20 protein-coding genes are annotated in these 21,236 nt (G+C 42.5%); 14 read left to right on the top strand and 6 right to left on the bottom strand.

The genetic code is table 11. The annotated features are described in order from the left end of the window. The first annotated feature begins 1 nt into the window (after position 1). The 7 genes from MHO82_RS21740 (at position 2) to nqrM (ending at position 5,865) form a co-directional block, all read left to right on the top strand. The gene (locus tag MHO82_RS21740; protein WP_239187808.1) at positions 2-1,246 is read left to right on the top strand and encodes an NADH:ubiquinone reductase (Na(+)-transporting) subunit B; all 1,245 of its coding nucleotides are present in this window, start codon (positions 2-4) and stop codon (positions 1,244-1,246) included. Continuing rightward, positions 1,236-2,009 carry a Na(+)-translocating NADH-quinone reductase subunit C gene (locus MHO82_RS21735; protein ID WP_239187805.1) on the top strand — a complete coding sequence of 258 codons (774 nt, stop codon included), beginning with the start codon at positions 1,236-1,238 and terminating at the stop codon, positions 2,007-2,009. The genes MHO82_RS21740 and MHO82_RS21735 overlap by 11 nt, the downstream gene beginning before the upstream one ends. Continuing rightward, entirely contained in the window at positions 2,009-2,641 is a 633-nt protein-coding gene (locus MHO82_RS21730) for an NADH:ubiquinone reductase (Na(+)-transporting) subunit D (protein ID WP_239187803.1), read from the top strand. The genes MHO82_RS21735 and MHO82_RS21730 overlap by 1 nt, the downstream gene beginning before the upstream one ends. Before the next feature lie 7 nt (positions 2,642-2,648). After that, positions 2,649-3,245, top strand: a complete 597-nt coding sequence (nqrE, locus tag MHO82_RS21725) for an NADH:ubiquinone reductase (Na(+)-transporting) subunit E (RefSeq protein WP_239187801.1) — start codon at positions 2,649-2,651, stop codon at positions 3,243-3,245. 32 nt (positions 3,246-3,277) lie between these two features. Continuing rightward, positions 3,278-4,501 carry an NADH:ubiquinone reductase (Na(+)-transporting) subunit F gene (gene nqrF / locus MHO82_RS21720; protein WP_239187799.1) on the top strand — a complete coding sequence of 408 codons (1,224 nt, stop codon included), beginning with the start codon at positions 3,278-3,280 and terminating at the stop codon, positions 4,499-4,501. A gap of 97 nt (positions 4,502-4,598) precedes the next feature. Then, complete coding sequence (locus MHO82_RS21715; RefSeq protein WP_239187797.1) at positions 4,599-5,642, top strand: FAD:protein FMN transferase; 1,044 nt, start codon at positions 4,599-4,601, stop codon at positions 5,640-5,642. A 1-nt stretch (position 5,643) separates the two neighbouring features. Further along, positions 5,644-5,865, top strand: coding sequence for a (Na+)-NQR maturation NqrM (nqrM, locus tag MHO82_RS21710; RefSeq protein ID WP_239187795.1), 222 nt, complete (start codon positions 5,644-5,646; stop codon positions 5,863-5,865). A 122-nt stretch (positions 5,866-5,987) separates the two neighbouring features. Here the strand turns inward: nqrM and MHO82_RS21705 are convergent, their stop codons facing one another. Then, a complete protein-coding gene (locus MHO82_RS21705) occupies positions 5,988-7,205 on the bottom strand; it encodes a response regulator (protein ID WP_239187793.1) in 1,218 nt (405 codons plus the stop codon). Between the two features lie 161 nt (positions 7,206-7,366). On the opposite strand from MHO82_RS21705, the gene dinB reads away from it, so the two are divergent. Beyond that, a complete protein-coding gene (gene dinB / locus MHO82_RS21700) occupies positions 7,367-8,434 on the top strand; it encodes a DNA polymerase IV (protein ID WP_275440729.1) in 1,068 nt (355 codons plus the stop codon). Between the two features lie 63 nt (positions 8,435-8,497). Here the strand turns inward: dinB and MHO82_RS21695 are convergent, their stop codons facing one another. Together MHO82_RS21695 and MHO82_RS21690 are read right to left on the bottom strand one after the other, a co-directional pair. Beyond that, the gene (locus MHO82_RS21695; protein ID WP_239187791.1) at positions 8,498-9,958 is read right to left on the bottom strand and encodes an aminoacyl-histidine dipeptidase; all 1,461 of its coding nucleotides are present in this window, start codon (positions 9,956-9,958) and stop codon (positions 8,498-8,500) included. Positions 9,959-10,239: 281 nt separating this feature from the next. Next, positions 10,240-11,880 carry a methyl-accepting chemotaxis protein gene (locus tag MHO82_RS21690; protein ID WP_239187789.1) on the bottom strand — a complete coding sequence of 547 codons (1,641 nt, stop codon included), beginning with the start codon at positions 11,878-11,880 and terminating at the stop codon, positions 10,240-10,242. A gap of 919 nt (positions 11,881-12,799) precedes the next feature. Between MHO82_RS21690 and MHO82_RS21685 the strand changes: the two genes are divergently transcribed. From MHO82_RS21685 to MHO82_RS21660, 6 genes are all read left to right on the top strand, one after another. Beyond that, the gene (locus tag MHO82_RS21685) at positions 12,800-14,092 is read left to right on the top strand and encodes an NCS2 family permease (RefSeq protein WP_239187786.1); all 1,293 of its coding nucleotides are present in this window, start codon (positions 12,800-12,802) and stop codon (positions 14,090-14,092) included. 41 nt (positions 14,093-14,133) lie between these two features. Beyond that, positions 14,134-14,595 (top strand): xanthine phosphoribosyltransferase, encoded by a 462-nt coding sequence (gpt, locus tag MHO82_RS21680; protein WP_239187783.1) that lies wholly within the window; start codon positions 14,134-14,136, stop codon positions 14,593-14,595. Between the two features lie 193 nt (positions 14,596-14,788). Further along, complete coding sequence (gene frsA / locus MHO82_RS21675; RefSeq protein ID WP_239187780.1) at positions 14,789-16,039, top strand: esterase FrsA; 1,251 nt, start codon at positions 14,789-14,791, stop codon at positions 16,037-16,039. Positions 16,040-16,127: 88 nt separating this feature from the next. Continuing rightward, positions 16,128-16,523: a sigma factor-binding protein Crl gene (crl, locus tag MHO82_RS21670; protein WP_239187777.1), complete on the top strand. Its 396-nt coding sequence runs from the start codon at positions 16,128-16,130 to the stop codon at positions 16,521-16,523. A 122-nt stretch (positions 16,524-16,645) separates the two neighbouring features. Further along, positions 16,646-17,788 (top strand): glutamate 5-kinase, encoded by a 1,143-nt coding sequence (gene proB / locus MHO82_RS21665; RefSeq protein WP_239187774.1) that lies wholly within the window; start codon positions 16,646-16,648, stop codon positions 17,786-17,788. Positions 17,789-17,799: 11 nt separating this feature from the next. Further along, entirely contained in the window at positions 17,800-19,056 is a 1,257-nt protein-coding gene (locus tag MHO82_RS21660) for a glutamate-5-semialdehyde dehydrogenase (protein ID WP_239187771.1), read from the top strand. A 99-nt stretch (positions 19,057-19,155) separates the two neighbouring features. Here MHO82_RS21660 and lipA read toward each other — a convergent pair whose 3' ends face one another. From lipA to ybeD, 3 genes are all read right to left on the bottom strand, one after another. Further along, the gene (gene lipA / locus MHO82_RS21655; protein ID WP_239187768.1) at positions 19,156-20,121 is read right to left on the bottom strand and encodes a lipoyl synthase; all 966 of its coding nucleotides are present in this window, start codon (positions 20,119-20,121) and stop codon (positions 19,156-19,158) included. After that, complete coding sequence (lipB, locus tag MHO82_RS21650) at positions 20,118-20,768, bottom strand: lipoyl(octanoyl) transferase LipB (protein ID WP_239187765.1); 651 nt, start codon at positions 20,766-20,768, stop codon at positions 20,118-20,120. Before lipB ends, lipA begins: the two co-directional genes overlap by 4 nt. A 146-nt stretch (positions 20,769-20,914) precedes the next feature. Next, complete coding sequence (gene ybeD / locus MHO82_RS21645; protein WP_239187762.1) at positions 20,915-21,184, bottom strand: DUF493 family protein YbeD; 270 nt, start codon at positions 21,182-21,184, stop codon at positions 20,915-20,917. Positions 21,185-21,236: the final 52 nt, after the last annotated feature.

The following is a 21,236-nucleotide window of genomic DNA, read 5'->3' as shown; positions in this document are numbered from 1 at the left end:
CATGGGACTTAAACAGTTTCTTGAGAAAATCGAACCTGATTTTGAACCAGGCGGTAAGCATGAGAAGTGGTTTGCTTTATACGAAGCATTCGCAACTCTTATGTACACACCAGGTACAGTAACTAAGAAAGGTTCTCACGTACGTGACAGCATTGATTTAAAGCGCATCATGATCATGGTGTGGTTTGCTGTTTTCCCTGCAGTATTCTGGGGTATGTACAACACTGGTCATCAATCAATCATTGCTCTAAACCACATGTACAGTGGCGAGCAGCTTGCAGCAATTATTGGTGGCAATTGGCATTACTGGCTAACAGAAATGTTAGGTGGATCTCTGGCGGCTGATGCTGGCTGGGGAAGTAAGATGCTACTTGGTGCAACGTTCTTCCTACCTATCTACGCAACAGTTTTTGTTGTTGGTGGTTTTTGGGAAGTGCTGTTCTGTATGGTTCGTAAGCACGAAGTTAATGAAGGCTTCTTTGTTACTTCTATCTTATTTGCTCTTATCGTTCCACCAACACTTCCTTTATGGCAAGCGGCACTAGGTATTACCTTTGGTGTTGTTGTTGCTAAAGAAATCTTTGGTGGTACAGGCCGTAACTTCCTAAACCCAGCACTTGCTGGTCGTGCGTTCCTATTCTTCGCATACCCAGCACAAATCTCTGGTGATACGGTTTGGGTTGCTGCTGATGGCTTCTCTGGCGCTACTGCTCTAAGTCAGTGGTCTCAAGGCGGTCAAGCTGGTCTTGTAAACAACGTTACAGGTGAAGCAATCTCTTGGATGGACGCGTTCATCGGTAACATGCCAGGCTCTATGGGTGAAGTATCTACACTTGCTCTGATCCTAGGTGGTTTGATGATTGTTTACATGGGCATCGCTTCATGGCGCATCATTGCAGGTGTAATGATCGGTATGGTTGCTGTTTCAACTCTGTTTAACCTAATTGGTTCTGATACTAACGCGTTGTTTAGCATGCCGTGGCACTGGCACCTAGTTCTAGGTGGTTTTGCATTTGGTATGATCTTCATGGCAACAGACCCAGTATCTGCTGCATTTACAGACAGAGCGAAGTGGGGCTACGGTATCTTAATCGGTGCTATGGCTGTGATGATCCGTGTTGTTAACCCGGCATACCCAGAAGGTATGATGTTAGCAATCTTATTTGCAAACCTGTTTGCTCCTCTGTTCGACAACTTAGTTGTTCAAGGCAACATCAAACGGAGACTAGCGCGTTATGGCAAGTAATAACGATAGCATTAAAAAAACGCTAACTGTTGTTGTCGCGTTGAGCCTTGTGTGCTCTGTCGTGGTATCAGTTGCAGCGGTTGCTCTTCGTCCATTGCAACAAGACAACGCTGTTTTAGATAAGCAAAAGAACATTGTGGCTGTTGCTGGCTTTGAAGCCCAAAGTGCCAATGATATTCGTGAGCTATACAAAGCAAACATCGAACCTCGTCTAGTTGATCTAGATACGGGTGATTTTGTTGATGGTGATGCAGCGGCTTTTGACCAGCGTAAAGCTGCTAAAGATCCAGCGCAGTCTATTAAACTAACTGCTGAGCAAGATAAAGCAAAAATCTTACGCCGTTCAAACACGGGTCTGATTTATCTTGTGAAAGATGGCGACGCGATTTCTCGTATCATTCTTCCTGTTCACGGTAACGGCCTATGGTCAATGATGTACGCATTTGTAGCTATCGAAACGGATGGTAATACTATTGCTGGCATTACTTACTACGAGCAAGGTGAAACTCCGGGACTTGGTGGTGAAGTTGAGAACCCGACATGGCGTAATCAATTTGTTGGCAAAAAACTGTTTGATGCTAACAACCTGCCTGCAATTAAAATTGTCAAGGGTGGTGCTCCTGAAGGTACTGAACACGGTATTGATGGCCTATCTGGTGCAACGCTGACAGGTAACGGTGTTCAACACACCTTCGACTTCTGGTTAGGTGATATGGGCTTTGGTCCTTTCCTTGCTAAAGTTCGTGCGGGAGACCTTAACTAATGTCTAATATGAAAGAAATGAAAAAGAGCGTTTTAGCGCCAGTATTGGATAACAACCCAATCGCGCTTCAAGTTCTTGGCGTATGTTCTGCGTTAGCGGTAACGACTAAGTTAGAAACTGCGTTTGTTATGACGCTAGCTGTAATTTTTGTTACGGCGCTTTCTAACTTCTTCGTATCTTTAGTTCGTAACCAGATCCCTAACAGTGTACGTATCATCGCTCAGATGGCGATCATTGCATCGTTAGTAATCGTGGTAGACCAAGTATTGAAAGCTTATGTTTATGAGATCTCTAAGCAGCTTTCTGTATTCGTTGGTCTGATCATTACAAACTGTATTGTAATGGGTCGTGCTGAAGCGTTTGCTATGAAGTCTAAGCCACTACCTTCATTCATTGATGGTATTGGTAATGGTCTTGGTTACGGTTTTGTTCTTATCACTGTTGGTTTCTTCCGTGAGCTATTAGGTTCAGGTAAGTTATTCGGTGTTGAAGTTCTACCTTTAGTTTCTGATGGTGGTTGGTACCAGCCAAACGGCTTGATGCTTCTTGCACCATCAGCATTCTTCTTGATTGGTTTTATGATCTGGGCTATCCGTACCTTTAAACCAGCACAAATCGAAGCGAAGGAGTAAGGCAGCTATGGAACATTATATTAGTCTGCTAGTGAAATCGATTTTTATCGAGAACATGGCACTGTCTTTCTTCTTAGGTATGTGTACTTTCCTAGCAGTTTCTAAGAAAGTAAAAACTTCGTTTGGTCTTGGTGTTGCAGTAATTGTTGTACTAACAATCGCTGTACCAGTAAACAACTTAGTTTATAACCTAGTATTGAAAGAAAATGCATTGGTTCAAGGGGTTGATCTTAGCTTCCTGAACTTTATTACCTTTATCGGTGTAATCGCAGCATTGGTTCAGATCCTAGAAATGGTTCTAGACCGCTTTTTCCCACCTCTGTACAACGCACTGGGTATTTTCCTACCGTTAATCACGGTTAACTGTGCAATCTTTGGTGGTGTATCTTTCATGGTACAGCGTGATTATAACTTTGCTGAATCTGTTGTTTACGGCTTCGGCTCCGGTGTAGGTTGGATGCTAGCCATCGTTGCTCTTGCGGGTATCCGTGAGAAGATGAAGTATTCAGACGTACCTCCAGGTCTTCGTGGTCTAGGTATTACTTTCATCACTGTTGGTTTGATGGCGTTAGGCTTTATGTCTTTCTCTGGTGTTCAACTGTAAGTCGGGTAAACCGCGCAATAAAGGAATAGTCAATGGACATTATTCTTGGTGTAGTCATGTTTACCTTGATCATACTAGCCCTAGTTTTAGTGATTCTTTTCGCTAAATCTAAGTTAGTACCAACAGGTGACATTACAATTTCTGTAAACGGTGATCCGGAAAAAGCGATTACTACTGGTGCTGGCAGCAAGCTGCTTGGCGCACTAGCTGGTTCTGGTATTTTCGTATCATCAGCTTGTGGTGGCGGTGGCTCTTGTGGTCAGTGTCGCGTAAAAGTTAAGTCGGGCGGTGGTGATATTCTACCAACTGAGCTTGACCACATTTCTAAAGGTGAAGCTCGCGAAGGTGAGCGTCTGGCCTGTCAGGTTAACATTAAAACTGACATGGACATTGAGCTACCTGAAGAAATCTTTGGTGTTAAAAAGTGGGAATGTACGGTTATCTCTAACGATAACAAAGCTACTTTCATCAAAGAGCTTAAGCTGCAAATCCCTGATGGCGAATCAGTACCTTTCCGTGCTGGTGGTTACATTCAGATTGAAGCGCCGGCTCACCACATTAAATATTCTGATTTCGATGTTCCTGAAGAGTATCGTGAAGATTGGGATAAATTTAATCTGTTCCGCTATGAGTCTAAAGTTGATGAAGATATCATCCGTGCTTACTCAATGGCGAACTACCCGGAAGAAGAAGGCATTATTATGTTGAACGTGCGTGTTGCTGCGCCGCCACCTAATAATCCTGATGTACCACCAGGTCAGATGTCATCGTTTATTTGGTCACTAAAAGAAGGTGATAAAGTAACGATTTCAGGTCCATTCGGTGAGTTCTTTGCTAAAGATACTGACAATGAAATGGTCTTCATTGGTGGTGGTGCAGGTATGGCGCCAATGCGTTCCCATATCTTCGACCAACTTAAGCGTCTTAACTCTACTCGTAAGATGTCTTACTGGTACGGTGCTCGTTCTAAGCGTGAAATGTTCTATGTTGAAGATTTCGACATGCTACAAGCTGAGAATGATAACTTCGTATGGCACTGTGCTCTGTCGGATCCATTACCAGAAGATAACTGGGATGGTTACACAGGCTTCATTCACAACGTGATTTATGAAAACTACTTGAAAGATCATGAATCACCAGAAGATTGTGAGTACTACATGTGTGGTCCACCAATGATGAACGCAGCTGTTATCGGCATGCTGAAAGATCTTGGTGTTGAAGATGAAAACATCTTGCTTGATGACTTTGGTGGTTAATCACTAAAGGCTGAATAGATTGGCTGGCTCTTTTTGAGTCAGCCTTTTTTCGTCTTAGGTCGTAGATTTATAATGTATTGATTTAAGGAGTTGGTCGATGAAGCTGTTTTTTTGTCACCTAACCCAAAATATTAAGCGCCTTGTTGTTACATCTGTTTTATTACTTGCTGTTACGGCATGTGGTGCTTCTCGTGAACAAGTGCATCTTACTGGCTCTACTATGGGCACCTATTATTCCGTTAAGTTGATTAAGCAGGATGGTTTACCTGAGCAAGTTGCTATTCAGGCAGAGATAGATCGTGTGCTTGAATTAGTGAATGATCAAATGTCGACTTACCGTAAACATTCTGAGCTTAGTCAATTTAATCAATATCAAGGTTCAGATGGCTTTGAAGTATCAGCCGATACCGCTGCGGTGGTTAAAGAATCTATTCGTTTAAATCAATTAACAAGTGGTGCTTTGGATGTGACTGTTGGGCCTTTGGTTAATTTATGGGGCTTTGGTCCTGAAGGGAGACCAGAAGTTGTTCCTACAGAAGCAGAGCTTGCTGCTCGTCGTTCTGTTATTGGGATTGAGCACCTTAGCTTAGATGGCAATAAGTTGATCAAAGACATTCCTGAGTTGTATGTTGATTTATCTACCATTGCAAAAGGATGGGGTGTTGATAAAGTTGCAGATTATCTCGATAGTATTGGGGTTCAAGACTACCTTGTTGAAATCGGTGGTGAGCTACGCTTGAAGGGCAAAAATAAAGACGACATAGCGTGGCGTATCGCCATTGAAAAGCCCGTTGATAATGAACGGAGCATTCAGGAAATTGTTGAACCAGGCGATATGGCGGTAGCGACTTCTGGAGATTATCGAAACTATTTTGAAAGAGATGGTGTTCGTTATTCACACATCATTAACCCGCAAACTGGCCAGCCAATTAAGCATAAAGTGGTTTCTGTTACGGTCATTGCACCGACTTCGATGACTGCCGATGGTCTATCAACTGGTATGATGGTATTGGGTTCTGAGAAAGCGTTAGAGTTAGCGAATAAAGAAGACATTGCAGTGTTTATGGTTGTAAAAACGGCAGATGGCTACGATGAAATCGCTTCTGAAGCCTTTAAACCTTATTTGAAAAATAGGAGCTAAGATGACTACTTTTTTAGTTACTTTTGCTGCTTTCCTATTAGTGATTGCGGCAATGGCAGTGGGGTATATTTTCCAACGTAAAGTTGTGAAAGGGAGCTGTGGTGGTTTAGGTGCAGTAGGCATTGAAAAAGAATGCAACTGCCCAGAGCCATGTGATGCTCGTTTAAAACGAGAGGCACGCGAAGCAAGACAAGAACAATGGAAGAAAGATCGTATTGTCTAATATGTTTGAGTATCAGGTGAAGTGAGCGGGATGCTTATTGGCGCTGGTATGTGAGTATAAAGAGGAGCATATAGTTGGCTATACGCTCCTTTTTTATAGGCTGTTAGAAATCAATCGTGAATTTAAGCTACCATGCATTGATTTCGGCCACTGTTTTTGGCCGTATACAGGTTTTGGTCCGCTTTTTTTAGTAAGTGCTCGATACAGCCAACCCCTTCAGTAACACCGATACTGATAGTGACACAAATTTGATCACTGCCGTGAATGATGGAGTGGTTTTCTAATTTTTCGCGCATTCTCTCAAGTTGTTCAGTGAAGTTGTTCAATGGCATTTCACTTTGAATGACAAACTCCTCTCCACCGAGTCGAGCGACTAAGTCTTTAGGAAAAAAATCTTTAAGTAACTTTCCCATTTCTTGTAATACCGTATCACCCCCATCGTGACCATAGGTATCATTGACCTGTTTAAAAAAATCAATATCTAACATGGCGTAACAGTGACGTATGCTTTGTGCTTTTTTCGTGGCAAAATCGAAAAAGTGATGGCGGTTCCACAGACCTGTTAATGAGTCTCGATGTGCCAAAGCATAGAGCTTGTCGCCTGTGTCTTTCATATTCAACATATGATGAATACGGCAATAAAACTCTTCCTGGTTGAATGGCTTTTTCACGTAATCGTTAGCCCCTGCTTTTAAAAATCGAGCTGTTAGGCTGTCATCACAGGTTCCAGAAACGCCTAAAATAACGAGTTGGTTTCTGTTTTGATGGCGACGAATTTCCCGAATCATAGAAATGCCATCCATATTCGGCATGTCATGATCGGTAATCACCATAGTAATGTTATGGCGTTCTAGCTCAGCCAGCCCCTGTAAGCCATCATTTGCTGTAACGACATTGAGGTATTGCTGTGTAAGAAGAGATGATAGGTAATTACGAATCGTCAGGGAGTCATCGACAACTAAGACCGTGTGTTTTTTATTAGCGCTGAGGCGTTTTAATAACGGACTAATATACGCGACGGAGGCAGGGCTATCTTTAGGGATATAATCAATGACACCTTTGTCCAAGACTTGTTGACGAATATCGTCTTCCATGTGTGCAGTTAGAACAATGGACTTAATTTTATGGGAGAGAACCAAGTCAATTATCTCTCCATCTTGGCCATCGGGCAGGCAATAATCTAAGATAGCACAGAGGAAATCCATTCCTTGAGAAAGGTATTCTTTTGCTTCACTTATGCATGTTGTTAATACAGGCTCAAACCCATCTCGGGTTAGTTGTGATTCAAGTAAATGTCTGATTGTTCGGCTGTCTTCGACAACAAGTACCTTCTCTGCCACCTACAACTCCTTAATGGCGAACTACAATATCAGCCGGAAGAAATTGAACCTCCGTTGTACCAATCTCTATAATATTTGTTCGTATTTTATATAAGTGCAAGTTTTGATTTTAAAATAATCCATTGCTATTATGTTGTGGTTACTGGTTAAATAAACAGTGGTTGGAATTAGGTGTGCAGAAAATTATTCACATAGATATGGATTGTTTTTTTGCGGCAGTGGAGATGAGAGATAATCCGCAATGGAGAGATATTCCACTTGCTGTTGGGGGCCGAGAATCTCAGCGAGGCGTTATTTCAACTTGTAATTATTTAGCTCGTAAATATGGCGTTCGTTCAGCGATGTCGACAGCAAAAGCACTGCAATTGTGTCCTACTTTACACGTCGTTCCTGGACGAATGAGTGTGTATAAAGAAGTTTCACAGCATATTCGGCAAATTTTTCAGCGGTATACTTCTATTATTGAGCCCCTTTCCTTAGATGAAGCGTATCTGGATGTAAGTAACTGCTTATTACATAGAGGATCTGCGACTTTGATTGCAGAAAGCATTCGAGCTGATATTTGGAATGAATTGAATTTAACCGCTTCGGCAGGTATTGCGCCTTTAAAGTTTTTAGCCAAAATTGCTTCGGATTTGAATAAGCCAAATGGTCAATTTGTTATTCCGCCACAAGATGTAGCATCGATAATTTCAGAGTTGCCTCTTGAGAAAATTCCAGGCGTTGGCAAGGTCACGATTCAAAAATTACATAGTGCAAATTTGTACACGTGTAGAGATGTACAACAGCGTACTCAGCGGGAGCTTATTGTTGAATTTGGTAAGCTTGGGGCCATGTTGTGGAACCGTTCACAGGGTATTGATGAGCGTAAAATAGTGGTAGAGCGAGTAAGAAAATCGGTCGGTGTTGAAAGAACTTTTAGCCAAAATATAAGCAGTTTTGATGAGTGTTGGCAGATCATTAAAGAGCGTTTGTACCCAGAGTTAGAGAAACGTTTATTAAAAGCGTCCCCTGAAAAAAAAATTGCCAAGCAGGGAATAAAGCTGAAATTTGATGATTTTCAGCTCACCACCATTGAACATATTCAACCTTGTCTGGATTTAGAGCAATTTAAGCCATTATTAAAAGATATCCTGTGCAGACAAAAAGGCAGAGAAATTCGACTGCTTGGGTTAAATGTGATGTTGGAAAATAAAGATAAAGCTCAACAGCTCTCTTTAGCTTTATAGAAAAAGGCCAGTGGAATGGTATTCACTGGCCTTGTTATTTATCGATATCAGTCGTACTTCTGGTTATGCTTTTTCAGGGATGTTTTCTAAAATCGCCTGCATTTGCTGCCAGAATAGTTCAACGGTTTTAATTTCGACCTTCTCATCAGGAGAATGAGGGAATTTGATGGTTGGACCAAAAGAGATCATATCCATGTTTGGGTATGGCTTTTTAAACAGGCCACACTCAAGACCAGCATGGATGACCATGATGTTTGGTTTATTGCCATAAATGCCTTCGTAAACATCACGGAATACATGCATGATTTCAGAATCTGCATCTGGTTTCCAGCCAGGGTATGCACCCGAAAATTCACATGAAGCACCAGCAAGCTCTGCAACCGAAGACAGCATGCCTTCAACCATTGAGCGGCCTGAATCCATTAACGAACGGATTAAGCATAAGATCTCAACGCTGTTTTCAGCTGTTGTGATCACTCCAACGTTCAGTGAAGTTTCCACGACACCTTCAATGTCATCACTCATGCGGATCACACCATTCGGGCACGCATTCAGAGTCGCTAAGAAGGTAGCTTGAGGCGCACTTGCAAAGACTTGAGCATCTGTCGTAATTTCTTCAGTGAAAGTTACCACGTCTGTTTCTATGCGGCCCAGCTCTTCACTTAATAGCGTATTGTAGAAGCTGAATAGCTCGGCAAGCTTATCTGCATTTTCAGCAGGCACAGCGACTACAGCAAATGCTTCGCGAGGAATGGCGTTACGTAGGCTACCACCGCAGAATTCAACTAAACGCAGATCCAGTTCAGTGGCATGGCCATATAGGAAACGACCAAGTAGTTTGTTGGCATTACCACGACCAGTGTGAATATCACAACCCGAGTGGCCACCTTTCAACCCTTTTAAGATGATTTTGCGCGTTACGTAACCCGCTGGAATTGCTTCACGTGTAATGTCTAGTGTGATAGCACCGTCTACACCGCCAGCACAACCCATGTAAATTTCACCGTGTTGCTCAGAATCGGTATTCAGAAGAATATCACCTTCTAACCAGCCGGCTTCAAGGCCAAATGCACCTGTCATGCCCGCTTCTTCATCGATGGTTAATAGTACTTCTAAAGGACCATGTTTGATGTTTTTTGAGGCTAATACAGCTAAACATGAAGCCATGCCCATGCCGTTATCCGCACCTAGTGTCGTACCTTTAGCTGTTACCCAGTCGCCATCAATGTAAGGTTGAATAGGATCTTTTGTGAAGTCGTGAACAGTGTCTTCGTTTTTCTGTGGAACCATGTCGATGTGGGCTTGTAATACCACACCTTTACGGTTTTCCATGCCTGCTGTCGCGGGTTTCTTAATGAATACGTTACCGATTTCATCACGACGAACCGCTAGCCCTTCAGACTGAGCCCACTCAATGATGTACTGAGCAAGCGCTTCTTCATGCTTTGATGGGTGAGGGATTGAACAGATTTTATCAAAGAACTGCCATACAGGCTGTGGTGATAGTTGACTGATTTCAGACACGGATTTCTCCTTTAAAAAACTAAAGAAATGTTATGAAACAGGATAATGTTTGCTTCATTAACATATTTTCTTATGAGATCTATTACGATAACTCGTCTTTCTGAAGCATACCACTCAAGTAGGATAGAGGAATAGAGAAAAGCGTTTTTTGAGTGAGGAATTATTGTAAATGTGACTATGAAGAAATTGTGTTTATGAAAAAAGCCCCTGCAATGTTGCAGAGGCAAATTATGTTATTAAAGTATCACTACCACGTTGCTGCTGTGTGGATAAAAAGCGCCTTAAACTTTGAAGTGGGAGATCAATTGTTGTAGCCGTTGGCCACTTGTAAGCAGTTGCTCACTAGCTGCGGCAATTTGCTCACCTTGTAAAATGGAGTTATGGCTGTGCTCGGTGAGGTGATTTAAGTTTTGATTTATTTCACCAGTTGCATCGGTTTGTTGAGAGCATGCCTCGGCAATTTGATGGTTTAAAGAGGTAATGAGGTTGACTTGCTCTCCGATTTCATCGAGCACCACGCCAGCTTGTTGAGCGTGTTGTGCTGTGTTGGCGGATTGCTCTCTTGTTTGAACAATAGCCCCAGTTACGTCTTTGGCTTTGGATTGTAAGCTACGAATAATTTGCTCGATTTCATCGGTGCTGGTTTGTGTTCGTGTGGCTAAGGTTCGCACTTCATCAGCAACAACAGCAAATCCACGTCCTTGTTCGCCAGCCCGTGCCGCTTCGATGGCTGCATTTAGGGCTAATAAATTGGTTTGTTCAGCAATACCCCGAATCACATCTAATACAGAGCCAATGGTTTGTGAATCGGCGGCCAGTGCGTCAGCCCCTTTTGCTGTTTCTTCTAATAAACTAGACAGTGACGCCATTTCATTAGAGGCTTGTTTTACGACAATCATGCCTTGCTGACTTTTGTTATTGGCTTCTTCTGCTGCGATAGCTGCTTGTTGGGCTGAAGAGGCAACTTCTTGGTTACTGGCTAAAAGCTGATTCATGGCTGCTGCTACACTATCGACACCATGATGCTGTTGGTTTGCGCTTTCTGCGGTTTCTGAAGCGACGCCATTTAACTGTGTAGCTGCCGCGCTGATATGCGCACTTACTGGTGTCATTTCTCGGATCATATCGGCGAGTTTACTGGCAAAGGTATTAAAGGCGGTGGATATTTTACTGAGCTCGTCATTGCCTTTTTGAGAAAGGCGGTGGGTTAAATCGCCATCCCCTTGGGCGATGTCTTCCATTGCAAGCAGCGCTTCTTCACTTGGTTTGACGATAGTGCGGCCTAATGCCCAAGCGATGGTCAGCATGATGATCAAACAAATACTCAGTATAAAGGCAATTTGTTTGACTTCTTGTTGGTAGATCTTTTCTACATCATCAACATAGATCCCTGAGCCGACGATCCAGTCCCAAGGCTGAAAGCCAATCACATACGAGATCTTAGCAACGGGATCTTCGTGTCCAGGTTTGGCCCAAAAATAATTCACAAACCCACGGCCTTGTTGTTGAACCACTTTGGCCATGTCGCTAAATAAGAAGTTACCCGCTTTGTCTTTTATTTCACCAAGGTGTGTCCCATCAAGTTGAGGTTTGATGGGGTGCATGATCATGTCCGGCTTAGAGTTGTTGATCCAAAAATAATCTTGGCCTTCATAGCGTAGGGCTTTAATTGCATTTTTGGCTTGCAGTTGTGCTTCTTCTTTGGATAAAGCGTTTGATGTTTCTAAAGAGTGGTAATGGGCGAGGAGTGTGTGAGCAGTTTCAACCAGATTCTTGGTTTTTAAACGTTTCTCTTCCATTAAGCCAATCTTAAAATCATTCATCACCAGAAAAAGGGGGATTAGGGTCAGTAGTGTCACAACAAACGTTAGCAAATATAAACGTTTACTGATTGACAAGGCTCTAAGCTGTAACAACGTCATGGTCTATCCTTAGTTATTCTTTTTTATTAGTTCATAAATCGCATGTTAATGTCTTTTGTATAAGACTTAACCTCATCTTAACATGGTTGTTTATAAAAACGCCTGCGCAGTGGCTCATACTTTATGCTTATTGATTGAAATAAAATTACGGAATAATAGTGATTGATATCTCATAACTCACCTATATGTGATGTGGTTCAAAAAAATGTTGTAATTTTATTTCTTGGTGGTATAGTGACCACATCTTCAAGAGAAGAATGAAATGCTCAAAGGATGAGTCCGTAATTCGCCTCCAAGGAACTGAGATCAACTGAACATTATGTTCAACCAAAAAGACAATTGATTTAGAAGGTGATATCTATGAAAGGTTTAATTTCTGCGAAGTTTTGGAATGTACGCTCTGTTTATACTTCAGATTTCCGTTACCCAACTTGCTTCGGTTACTAATTTCGAAAGACAGCTTTAGTTGTGTTTCTGAACAATGATTTGTTCACCCCCTATGATTAGAATTCTTTTATAACCATTTGGGTTATCTATATTCTGCCGCCACTCACCATTGAGTGGCGTTTTTTTATCTTTTACCTGACATGTATTCGATTACATTGTCCAGCCTCTGTTTTCTACATCTAAGTTCACAATAATCTTACCTGCATTTGGTTGAATATTTTTTGGTTGTTTGTTTTATACACACTGAATTTAATTTAAAAATAGTCCTAACTTACTGTTATCTAATCATTAGTGATTTAGAAGCTTGACTCTAAAGGTTCAAAAATAGTTGGTGAATAGGTTTATTGATATAACCAGCGCTAATTTACTGGAATTTACATTTTGTAATCCTTATACTTGCCGCCGTAAACGATTACGCAATCGTTTAATTGTGTTGAAGCCACCTCATCTATTTCTCTAGGAACCGAGAACAATGCTTGAAAAGTTATTTCAACTGAAAGCCAATAATACTGACTTTCGTACTGAATTTATTGCCGGGGTTACGACCTTCTTAACCATGGCTTACATCATTTTTGTTAACCCTGCGATTTTGGCTGATGCTGGCATGGACAGAGGAGCTGTTTTTGTTGCAACGTGTTTAGCAGCAGCAATTGGCTGTTTCATTATGGGTTTTGTTGCCAACTACCCAATTGCTCAAGCTCCAGGCATGGGGCTCAATGCCTTTTTTACATATACGGTCGTATTAGGGATGGGGCATACATGGCAAGTTGCATTAGCTGCAGTCTTTATGTCGGGTGTCCTGTTTATTTTACTGAGTATTTTTAAGATCAGAGAGTTGATCATCAACGCGATCCCACTTGCCCTTCGTACTGGTATTTCGGCAGGTATTGGTTTATTCCTAGCTTTGATCGCATTGAAAAACTCAGGCATTGTGGTTGATAACCCTGCGACGTTAGTATCAATGGGTGATATTACTCAGTTTCCAGCAGTGATGGCTGCACTGGGCTTTTTTCTAACTATTGCGTTAGTTCACCGTGGTTATAAAGCCGCTGTAATGATTGCCATCTTAGCTGTTACGGTACTCGGTTTGATTTTTGGTGATATCCAATACGCGGGCATTGTTTCTACGCCACCAAGTCTAGCGCCTACTTTTATGCAGTTGGATTTTTCTGGTGCACTTGAAGTTGGTTTGTTATCCGTTGTTTTTGCATTCCTTTTTGTCGATCTTTTTGATACTGCAGGTACATTGGTCGGTGTTGCACAGCGTGCCGATTTGATGGGTAAAGATGGCAAAATACCGCGTTTGAACCGCGCACTACTTGCGGATAGTACGGCGACATCAGTCGGTGCTGTGTTAGGTACTTCAAGTACAACGTCGTACATTGAAAGTGTTTCAGGTGTGTCTGCTGGTGGTCGTACGGGCTTAACAGCAGTTGTGGTTGGCTTTTTATTCTTACTTGCTCTATTCTTCTCGCCATTAGCAGGAATGGTCCCAGCTTATGCGACAGCAGGTGCGCTTTTCTACGTTGCTATTTTGATGATGTCTGGTCTCGTTAATATTGATTGGCGTGATTTAACAGAAGCAGCTCCTGTTGTTGTGGTTTGTTTGTTAATGCCACTCACGTTCTCTATTGCGCATGGCATTGCGCTTGGTTTTATTTCTTTTGCTGCAATTAAATTGTTCAGTGGTAAAGGCCGTGATGTACACATCAGCGTATGGATTCTTGCTGCTCTGTTTATCTTAAAGTTTGTTTTCATGGTTTAATTTATAGTAGAGCATTCAATGCTTTAGAGGTTTGTCAGAATATGAGTAATAAGTTTGTAATCACTTGGGATAATATTCAAATGTACACGCGCCAGCTTGCGGAGCGTCAACTTCCTGCTGAGCAGTGGAAAGGTATTATTGCGGTGAGTCGTGGTGGTTTGGTTCCTGCTGCAATTCTGGCTCGTGAATTGGGTATTCGTTACGTAGATACAGTGTGCATTGTCAGTTACGATCATGATCATCAGCATGAACTGAGTGTCGTTAAAGCGGCTGAGGGTGACGGCGAAGGCTTCTTGATTGTTGATGATTTGGTTGATACAGGCGGGACTGCTGAGAAGATCCGTGAAATGTATCCGAAAGGAAAATTTGTTACGGTATGTGCAAAGCCTGCTGGCAAACACCTAGTTGATGATTATGTTGTCGATATCCCTCAAGACACATGGATTGAACAACCATGGGATATGGCAGTGACATTTGTTGACCCAGTACATAAAGCAAAATAAGTTTATTATCTTGCAGAACCTTTGAATAAATGGCCCTAATTTGGGCCATTTATTTTTTAAGGTTATTTCTAAACTCTTTGACTCTCACCTAATTGTCATAAAGCCATACTTGGTATCTTTGTAAACAGATTAAGAGGTCATTTACCAAATTCGATTGGTATAATGGACTTAACGTTGAGCATTGGAGCCAAACATGACGGAATCTCAAGAGCAAAACCTTTCAATCACTCTGTTTAAAAGCCATAAGCAGGCTAAAGAAACCTCGACGTTAGTTCACTATATGTCTAGCCCTCCTCGTGCAGATGGAGGTTGTGGCCAGCTTGATGAAGACAACAGTTCTTGGTATCGGGTTCTTCGTCGTACGCAATGGATCTGGCAAGGTGTCGACCCAATCGAGATGGAAGAGATCTTAGCGAATATGGCACACTCTTCCCATCATCGCAGTTCATCAGCATTACTGGATACTGTGATTGGTTATCGACCGGGGAACTGGGCTTATGAGTGGACGGCAGCAGGTATGCAGCATCAAAAAAGAGCCAAAGAGCTAGAGGGAGAAAAAGCAGCCCATGCGCTATACATGGCCAGCTTGTATTACAGTATTGCAGGCTACCCGCACTTAAAAGGGGACTCATTGGCAGTTCAGGCACAAGTGTTGGCGAACAAAGCATATCAAGAAGCGAACCAACACTCTTCGTACACTGTAAAAACCATTGAAGTGCCTTATAAAGGAAAAACCATTAAGGCTTTTTTACATCTACCTCATACTCAGAACCCTCTCCCGGTTGTTATGGTCAGTGCGGGGTTGGATACATTGCAATCAGACATGTGGCGTTTATTTCAAGATTACCTAGTGCCTGAAAATTTCGCCATGTTAACTCTAGATATGCCGTCGTTAGGACACAGTTTACATTGGTCACTGACGGAAGATTCAAGTTGTTTACATCAAGCGATTTTGGATGAGTTACCTAATGTACCGTGGGTCGATCATCATAAAGTGTCGTTACTTGGCTTTCGCTTAGGCGGGCACGCTGCGGTTCGGTTGTCTTTTCTTGAACCTAATAAGATTAAGGCTTGTGTTGCTCTTGGCGCGCCAGTTCATAGTATCTTGTCCGATCCTTCTCGATTGGCAACCATGCCCAAAATGTACTTGGATACTATTGCTTCACGGCTGGGGAAAAAAACGGTGGATGTACGAAGCATGACGACACAAATGCAAGCGTGGTCGTTGAAGATGCAGGGCTTTTTAGTAGGGCGTCGAACATCGGTTCCAATTTTAGCCTTAGGTTTGGAAGGGGATCCAATATCGTCAGTGTCAGATAACAATTTGGTAGCCATGTACAGCCAAAGCGGTAAAGCGATGATCATTCCATCGAAGCCTTTATACGATGGTTATCACAAATCTTTAGTCAGTGCGATTAAATGGATAAAAAATGAGCTAGGTTAGAAAGAGAAAATTTAAACGTTACTTTTTCTTGGCTTTTTGTTGTTAAGTTGTTAAAAAATAGAAAGTCACTACGGATGGGAGACCAATTATGACAACGACAACAGTAGCACCATCACACAACCGTTTATTGACTCGTTTTGCTGCAATTGGGCCATATTTAAGAAATAAGAAATCAAGTGAAGGTAAGTACTTTTTTGATAGCTTATCTGTTTGTGTTGACGCGAAAAAATCACCAGAAGAGCGGGAGTTTTGGGGCTGGTGGTTAGAGCTTACTTCTCATGAAGACGGCTTTTTGTATGTGTATCACTTTGGGCGCTATGATGAGTCAGGTGAATGGGTTTCTGAGGCTGTTCCCACAAAGCATCAAGAAGAAGTGGTGAGCACATTAAATAGTTTTTATGCCAAGCTCACTACATTACTGACCACTGATTTTTCTTTATCAGTCATGGCACATCAAGACTTACAAGAAACCATTCTTGAGTAAAATAGCTGTTTTATACGAAATTAATAATAAAAGGCGTCTAATGATGCCTTTTTTCTTGTGATTTTGCGCTTAGATTGATAAAAAAAAGACATACCGTTATTACTTCAAAGTTAAGTTAATTCATGGCAAATATAAAAGAAGCAGAACAATCGGTGGCAAGTGAGAAAAGCCAGACGATTGTGGTTAAGTTAGGGACAAGTGTTCTGACTGGCGGCACTTTACAGCTAGACAGAGCACATATGGTTGAATTGGTTCGTCAATGTGCAGAACTAAAGAAACAAGGACATCAAGTTATCGTTGTTACTTCTGGAGCGATAGCAGCTGGCCGTGAACACCTTAACTACCCCGAATTGCCCAACACCATGGCGAGCAAACAAATGCTGGCTGCAGTGGGGCAAAGCTGTCTGATTCAGGCGTGGGAAAGCCTGTTTAATATTTATGGTATCCATGTAGGACAAATGCTACTAACGCGAGCTGATCTTGATGATCGCGAACGCTACTTAAATGCTCGCGATATGTTAAAAGCTCTACTTGATAATAATATTGTGCCTGTTGTAAATGAAAATGATGCCGTGGCAACGACTGAGATCAAAGTCGGTGATAATGATAATTTATCTGCCTTAGTTGGTATTCTTGCCGGAGCCGATAAGTTATTGCTCTTGACCGATCAGCCTGGCTTATTTAGCGCTGACCCACGTAAAGACCCAAATGCAGAGCTTATCCGTGAAGTTCATACCATTGATGAAACGTTACGAAAAATCGCTGGCGGTAGCGGTACCACGTTAGGTACGGGTGGTATGGCAACAAAACTTCAGGCGGCAGACGTCGCGCGCCGTGCGGGCATTGAAGTGATCATTGCTGCAGGCAGTAGCCATAATGTGATTCTGGAGGCTGTAGAGTCTCAACCTCAAGGAACGCGTTTCTTACCTTTAGAATCACCATTAGAGAGCCGTAAGCGTTGGATTTTAGCCGGGCCTCCACCTGCGGGCGACGTTATTATTGATGATGGTGCTGTGGCTGCAGTGCAAGAGCGAGGTAGCAGCTTGTTATCTAAAGGCATTATCTCTGTGAAAGGGGAATTCCATCGCGGTGAAGTGGCTCGAATTTGTGATAAGAAAGGTACCCTTATCGCAAGAGGTTTGTCTCGTTATTCAAGTCAAGACCTGACGAAAGTGTTAGGTAAACACAGCCAAGATATTCACCAGGTATTAGGTTATGAATATGGGCCTGTTGCCATTCATCGAGACGATTTAGTATTGATTTAAAAGGATTAATTTTGAACTTAACATCTATGGGGCAACAAGCCCAACAAGCAGCATTTGAACTTGCAACAGCAGCGACAGCACAAAAGAACCAAGCTCTTGCCATTATTGCCGACGAGCTGGAAGCCAACCAAGCGGCTATTCTAGCTGCCAATGCAAAAGACATTAATGCTGCACAAGAAGCAGGCTTACCTGCCGCAATGCAAGATCGCTTGTTATTGAACGAAGAACGTTTAGCTGGTATTGCTAATGATGTTCGCAATGTGATCAGTTTGAACGATCCTGTTGGCAGTGAAGTTGATAGTAAAGTATTAGAAAACGGCATGTCTTTATCTCGTCGCCGTGTGCCAATTGGTGTGATTGGGGTTATTTATGAAGCGCGCCCGAATGTCACTATTGATATTGCAGCACTGTGTCTAAAAACAGGCAATGCAAGTATTTTGCGTGGCGGCAAAGAAACATTCCATTCGAACATGGAGTTGGTAAAAGTTATTCAAGTTGCGTTAGAAAAAGCAGGCTTGCCAGCAGCTTCAGTTCAATACATTGAAAAACCAGATCGTGAATTGGTTTCTGAGTTACTGAAAATGGATGACTACGTGGACATGATCATTCCTCGTGGTGGTGCTGGTTTGCATAAAATGTGCAAAGAGAACAGTAATATTCCGGTGATCATTGGTGGTTTTGGTATCAGCCATGTGTTTGTGGATCAAAGTGCTGATTTAGTAAAAGCACTGGATGTGGTAGAAAACTCAAAAGTACAGCGTCCATCAGCGTGTAATGCGTTGGATACTTTATTGATCCACGAAGCGATTGCTGCGGAATTTATTCCTATGCTAGCAGAGCGTGTAAGCCAGAAAGTATCTTTGGTTGCTGAGCAAAAAGCGCATGATATTTTAACGTCAACAGGTATAAAAGATCTGAAAGCGGCAGAGCAAGGCGATTTTGATACTGAATGGTTAAGTTTCACGTTAGGCGTTAAAGTGGTTTCCGATGTGAATGAAGCCATTGAACACATGCGTGTGCATAACGCGAGTCATTCTGATGCGATTATGACCAATGACATTGCTTCTGCTGAGAAGTTTATTAACTCAGCGGGATCGGCGGCTGTGTATGTTAATGCTTCAACGCGTTTTACAGATGGTGCACAATTTGGTTTAGGTGCTGAGGTGGCAGTGTCTACTCAGAAATTGCACGCTCGTGGCCCTATGGGGTTAGAGGAGCTCACTAGCTATAAATGGGTTGGTAAAGCGGATTACCTGATTCGAACCTAGTAGGTGCATCTTTTGAATGGGATAAGGTAAAGTAAAAGGGGGGATAACGAATATGTTCGTTATCCCCCCTTTTTTGTTTTTCGGCCTAGAGAAGTTCGTTTATTTAACTTCGATGCCTTGTGCTTGCATGTCTGCATGGTACGAAGAACGGACAAATGGTCCACAAGCTGCGTGAGTAAAGCCAAGTTCTAGAGCGATTTCTTTTAGTTCATCAAACTCTTCTGGCGGTACGTAACGTTCAACCGGTAAATGGTGACGACTTGGTGCTAAGTATTGCCCCAGTGTCAGCATGGTCACGCCGTGTTCACGTAGGTCTTTGAGAACTTGGATAATCTCTTCTTTGGTCTCACCAAGACCCATCATTACACCCGATTTTGTTGGTACATTTGGGTGCATTTCTTTGAACTTCTTCAGTAGATCCAGTGACCACTTATAGTTTGCTCCTGGGCGAGCCTTACGGTAAAGGCGAGGCGCAGTTTCAAGGTTGTGGTTGAACACATCTGGTGGATTGTCTTTTAGTAATTCCAGTGCTGTGTCCATACGGCCACGGAAGTCAGGGACCAGTGTTTCAATGTGAATTGAAGGGTTCATTGCTCGAATTTCACGGTTACAGTCCGCAAAGTGCTGAGCGCCACCATCACGTAAGTCATCACGGTCAACAGAAGTAATTACGACATACTTAAGCTTCATGTCTTTGATGGTTTTGGCCAATTTTTTTGGCTCGTTCTCATCAGGTGTAATTGGTCGGCCATGAGCAACATCACAGAATGGGCAACGACGAGTACAGATAGCACCAAGAATCATGAAGGTAGCTGTACCGTGGTTAAAACACTCTGCTAAGTTCGGGCACGATGCTTCTTCACAAACAGAGTGCAGATTGTTTTTACGCAATGCAGACTTAATTTCTTTAATTCGCTTGCTGTCAGAAGGAAGCTTGATTTTCATCCAGTCAGGTTTGCGCAGCATCTCTTTTTGCTCGGTCGGCATGTTTTTTACCGGGATCAGAGCCATTTTGTCTGCGTCACGGTATTTGACGCCTTTTTCCATTTGGATTGGTTTACTCATGATTCATTGCTTTCCGTTGTGTATTCGATGTGCTCATAGCCAAGTAACTTCGTTAATTCGGCTACTAGAACTGATTGAACGGTTGATAGTTGTTCTGGGCCGCCTTGCTGGCTCACTTGCGTCATCTCCATTCCCGCATAACCACATGGATTAATACGTAGAAAAGGAGTTAGGTCCATATCTACATTCAGCGCTAGTCCGTGGAACGAACAGCCTTTACGGATGCGAAGCCCAAGAGAGCAGATTTTTTTATTATTAACATAAACGCCAGGGGCATCCGGCCTTGCAGCGGACTCAATATCAAACTGGCTGAGCGTATTAATAACCGTGTTTTCAATGTGAGTAACTAAATCTCTCACACCTAGCTTTTGTCTACGTAGATTAATTAAGACATAAGCTACAAGCTGTCCCGGGCCATGGTAGGTAACCTGGCCACCACGATCACTTTGTACAACAGGAATATCTCCTGGTGTGAGAACGTGCTCTGCTTTTCCTGCTTGCCCTTGAGTAAAAACTGGGTTGTGTTCAACAAGCCAGATTTCGTCGAGGGTATCTTCAGTTCGAGAGTCTGTGAAGTCATGCATAGCTTGCCATACTGGCAGGTAGTCACGACGACCGAGATCTTTAATGATTAGTTGGTTCTGCAAGGATGTAACACCCATATGACAAGTTTATGGGGCATTATAATATCAATCTGAGTCAAGAGAAGCACTATTCGCGCCTCTCTTTAAAACTTCTCTATTATGATTCTGTAATCATATGAAAAGTAGGGATATTACTCGGTATCTGGTTATTAAAGAACCATGCGTACGATGTCGATTTCGCCTAACTCTTTATACAGAGTTTCCACTTGCTCAATAGACGTAGCGGTAATCGTAACAGATACTGCGTGATACGTGCCTTTACCACTTGGCTTAACTGTTGGACTATAGTCGCCTGGTGCGTGGCGCTGGATTACTTCCAATACAAGTTCAGGAAGCTCAGGCTTAGCGTATCCCATAACTTTGTAGCTAAATTTACATGGGAACTCTAATAAATCTTTTAGCTTTGGCTGCTCTTGCATACTAACTCCGAGAATGGTGTGTAATTCTAAAAGAGGGGATATTACTTCGTGA

This window comes from Vibrio sp. Of7-15 (assembly GCF_022347565.1).
Lineage (GTDB): Bacteria > Pseudomonadota > Gammaproteobacteria > Enterobacterales > Vibrionaceae > NORP241.
This window is presented reverse-complemented; position numbering and strand designations above follow the sequence as displayed.

What these genes read in the sequence shown, in the direction of transcription:
- MHO82_RS21685 (WP_239187786.1), top strand. Translation starts at nt 12,800, where the DNA reads ATGCTTGAAAAGTTATTTCAACTGAAAGCCAATAATACTGACTTTCGT.
- frsA (WP_239187780.1), top strand. Translation starts at nt 14,789, where the DNA reads ATGACGGAATCTCAAGAGCAAAACCTTTCAATCACTCTGTTTAAAAGC.
- MHO82_RS21735 (WP_239187805.1), top strand. Translation starts at nt 1,236, where the DNA reads ATGGCAAGTAATAACGATAGCATTAAAAAAACGCTAACTGTTGTTGTC.
- MHO82_RS21730 (WP_239187803.1), top strand. Translation starts at nt 2,009, where the DNA reads ATGTCTAATATGAAAGAAATGAAAAAGAGCGTTTTAGCGCCAGTATTG.
- lipA (WP_239187768.1), bottom strand. Translation starts at nt 20,121, where the DNA reads ATGAGTAAACCAATCCAAATGGAAAAAGGCGTCAAATACCGTGACGCA.
- crl (WP_239187777.1), top strand. Translation starts at nt 16,128, where the DNA reads ATGACAACGACAACAGTAGCACCATCACACAACCGTTTATTGACTCGT.
- proB (WP_239187774.1), top strand. Translation starts at nt 16,646, where the DNA reads ATGGCAAATATAAAAGAAGCAGAACAATCGGTGGCAAGTGAGAAAAGC.
- ybeD (WP_239187762.1), bottom strand. Translation starts at nt 21,184, where the DNA reads ATGCAAGAGCAGCCAAAGCTAAAAGATTTATTAGAGTTCCCATGTAAA.
- MHO82_RS21690 (WP_239187789.1), bottom strand. Translation starts at nt 11,880, where the DNA reads ATGACGTTGTTACAGCTTAGAGCCTTGTCAATCAGTAAACGTTTATAT.
- MHO82_RS21715 (WP_239187797.1), top strand. Translation starts at nt 4,599, where the DNA reads ATGAAGCTGTTTTTTTGTCACCTAACCCAAAATATTAAGCGCCTTGTT.
- gpt (WP_239187783.1), top strand. Translation starts at nt 14,134, where the DNA reads ATGAGTAATAAGTTTGTAATCACTTGGGATAATATTCAAATGTACACG.
- nqrE (WP_239187801.1), top strand. Translation starts at nt 2,649, where the DNA reads ATGGAACATTATATTAGTCTGCTAGTGAAATCGATTTTTATCGAGAAC.
- nqrF (WP_239187799.1), top strand. Translation starts at nt 3,278, where the DNA reads ATGGACATTATTCTTGGTGTAGTCATGTTTACCTTGATCATACTAGCC.
- nqrM (WP_239187795.1), top strand. Translation starts at nt 5,644, where the DNA reads ATGACTACTTTTTTAGTTACTTTTGCTGCTTTCCTATTAGTGATTGCG.
- MHO82_RS21740 (WP_239187808.1), top strand. Translation starts at nt 2, where the DNA reads ATGGGACTTAAACAGTTTCTTGAGAAAATCGAACCTGATTTTGAACCA.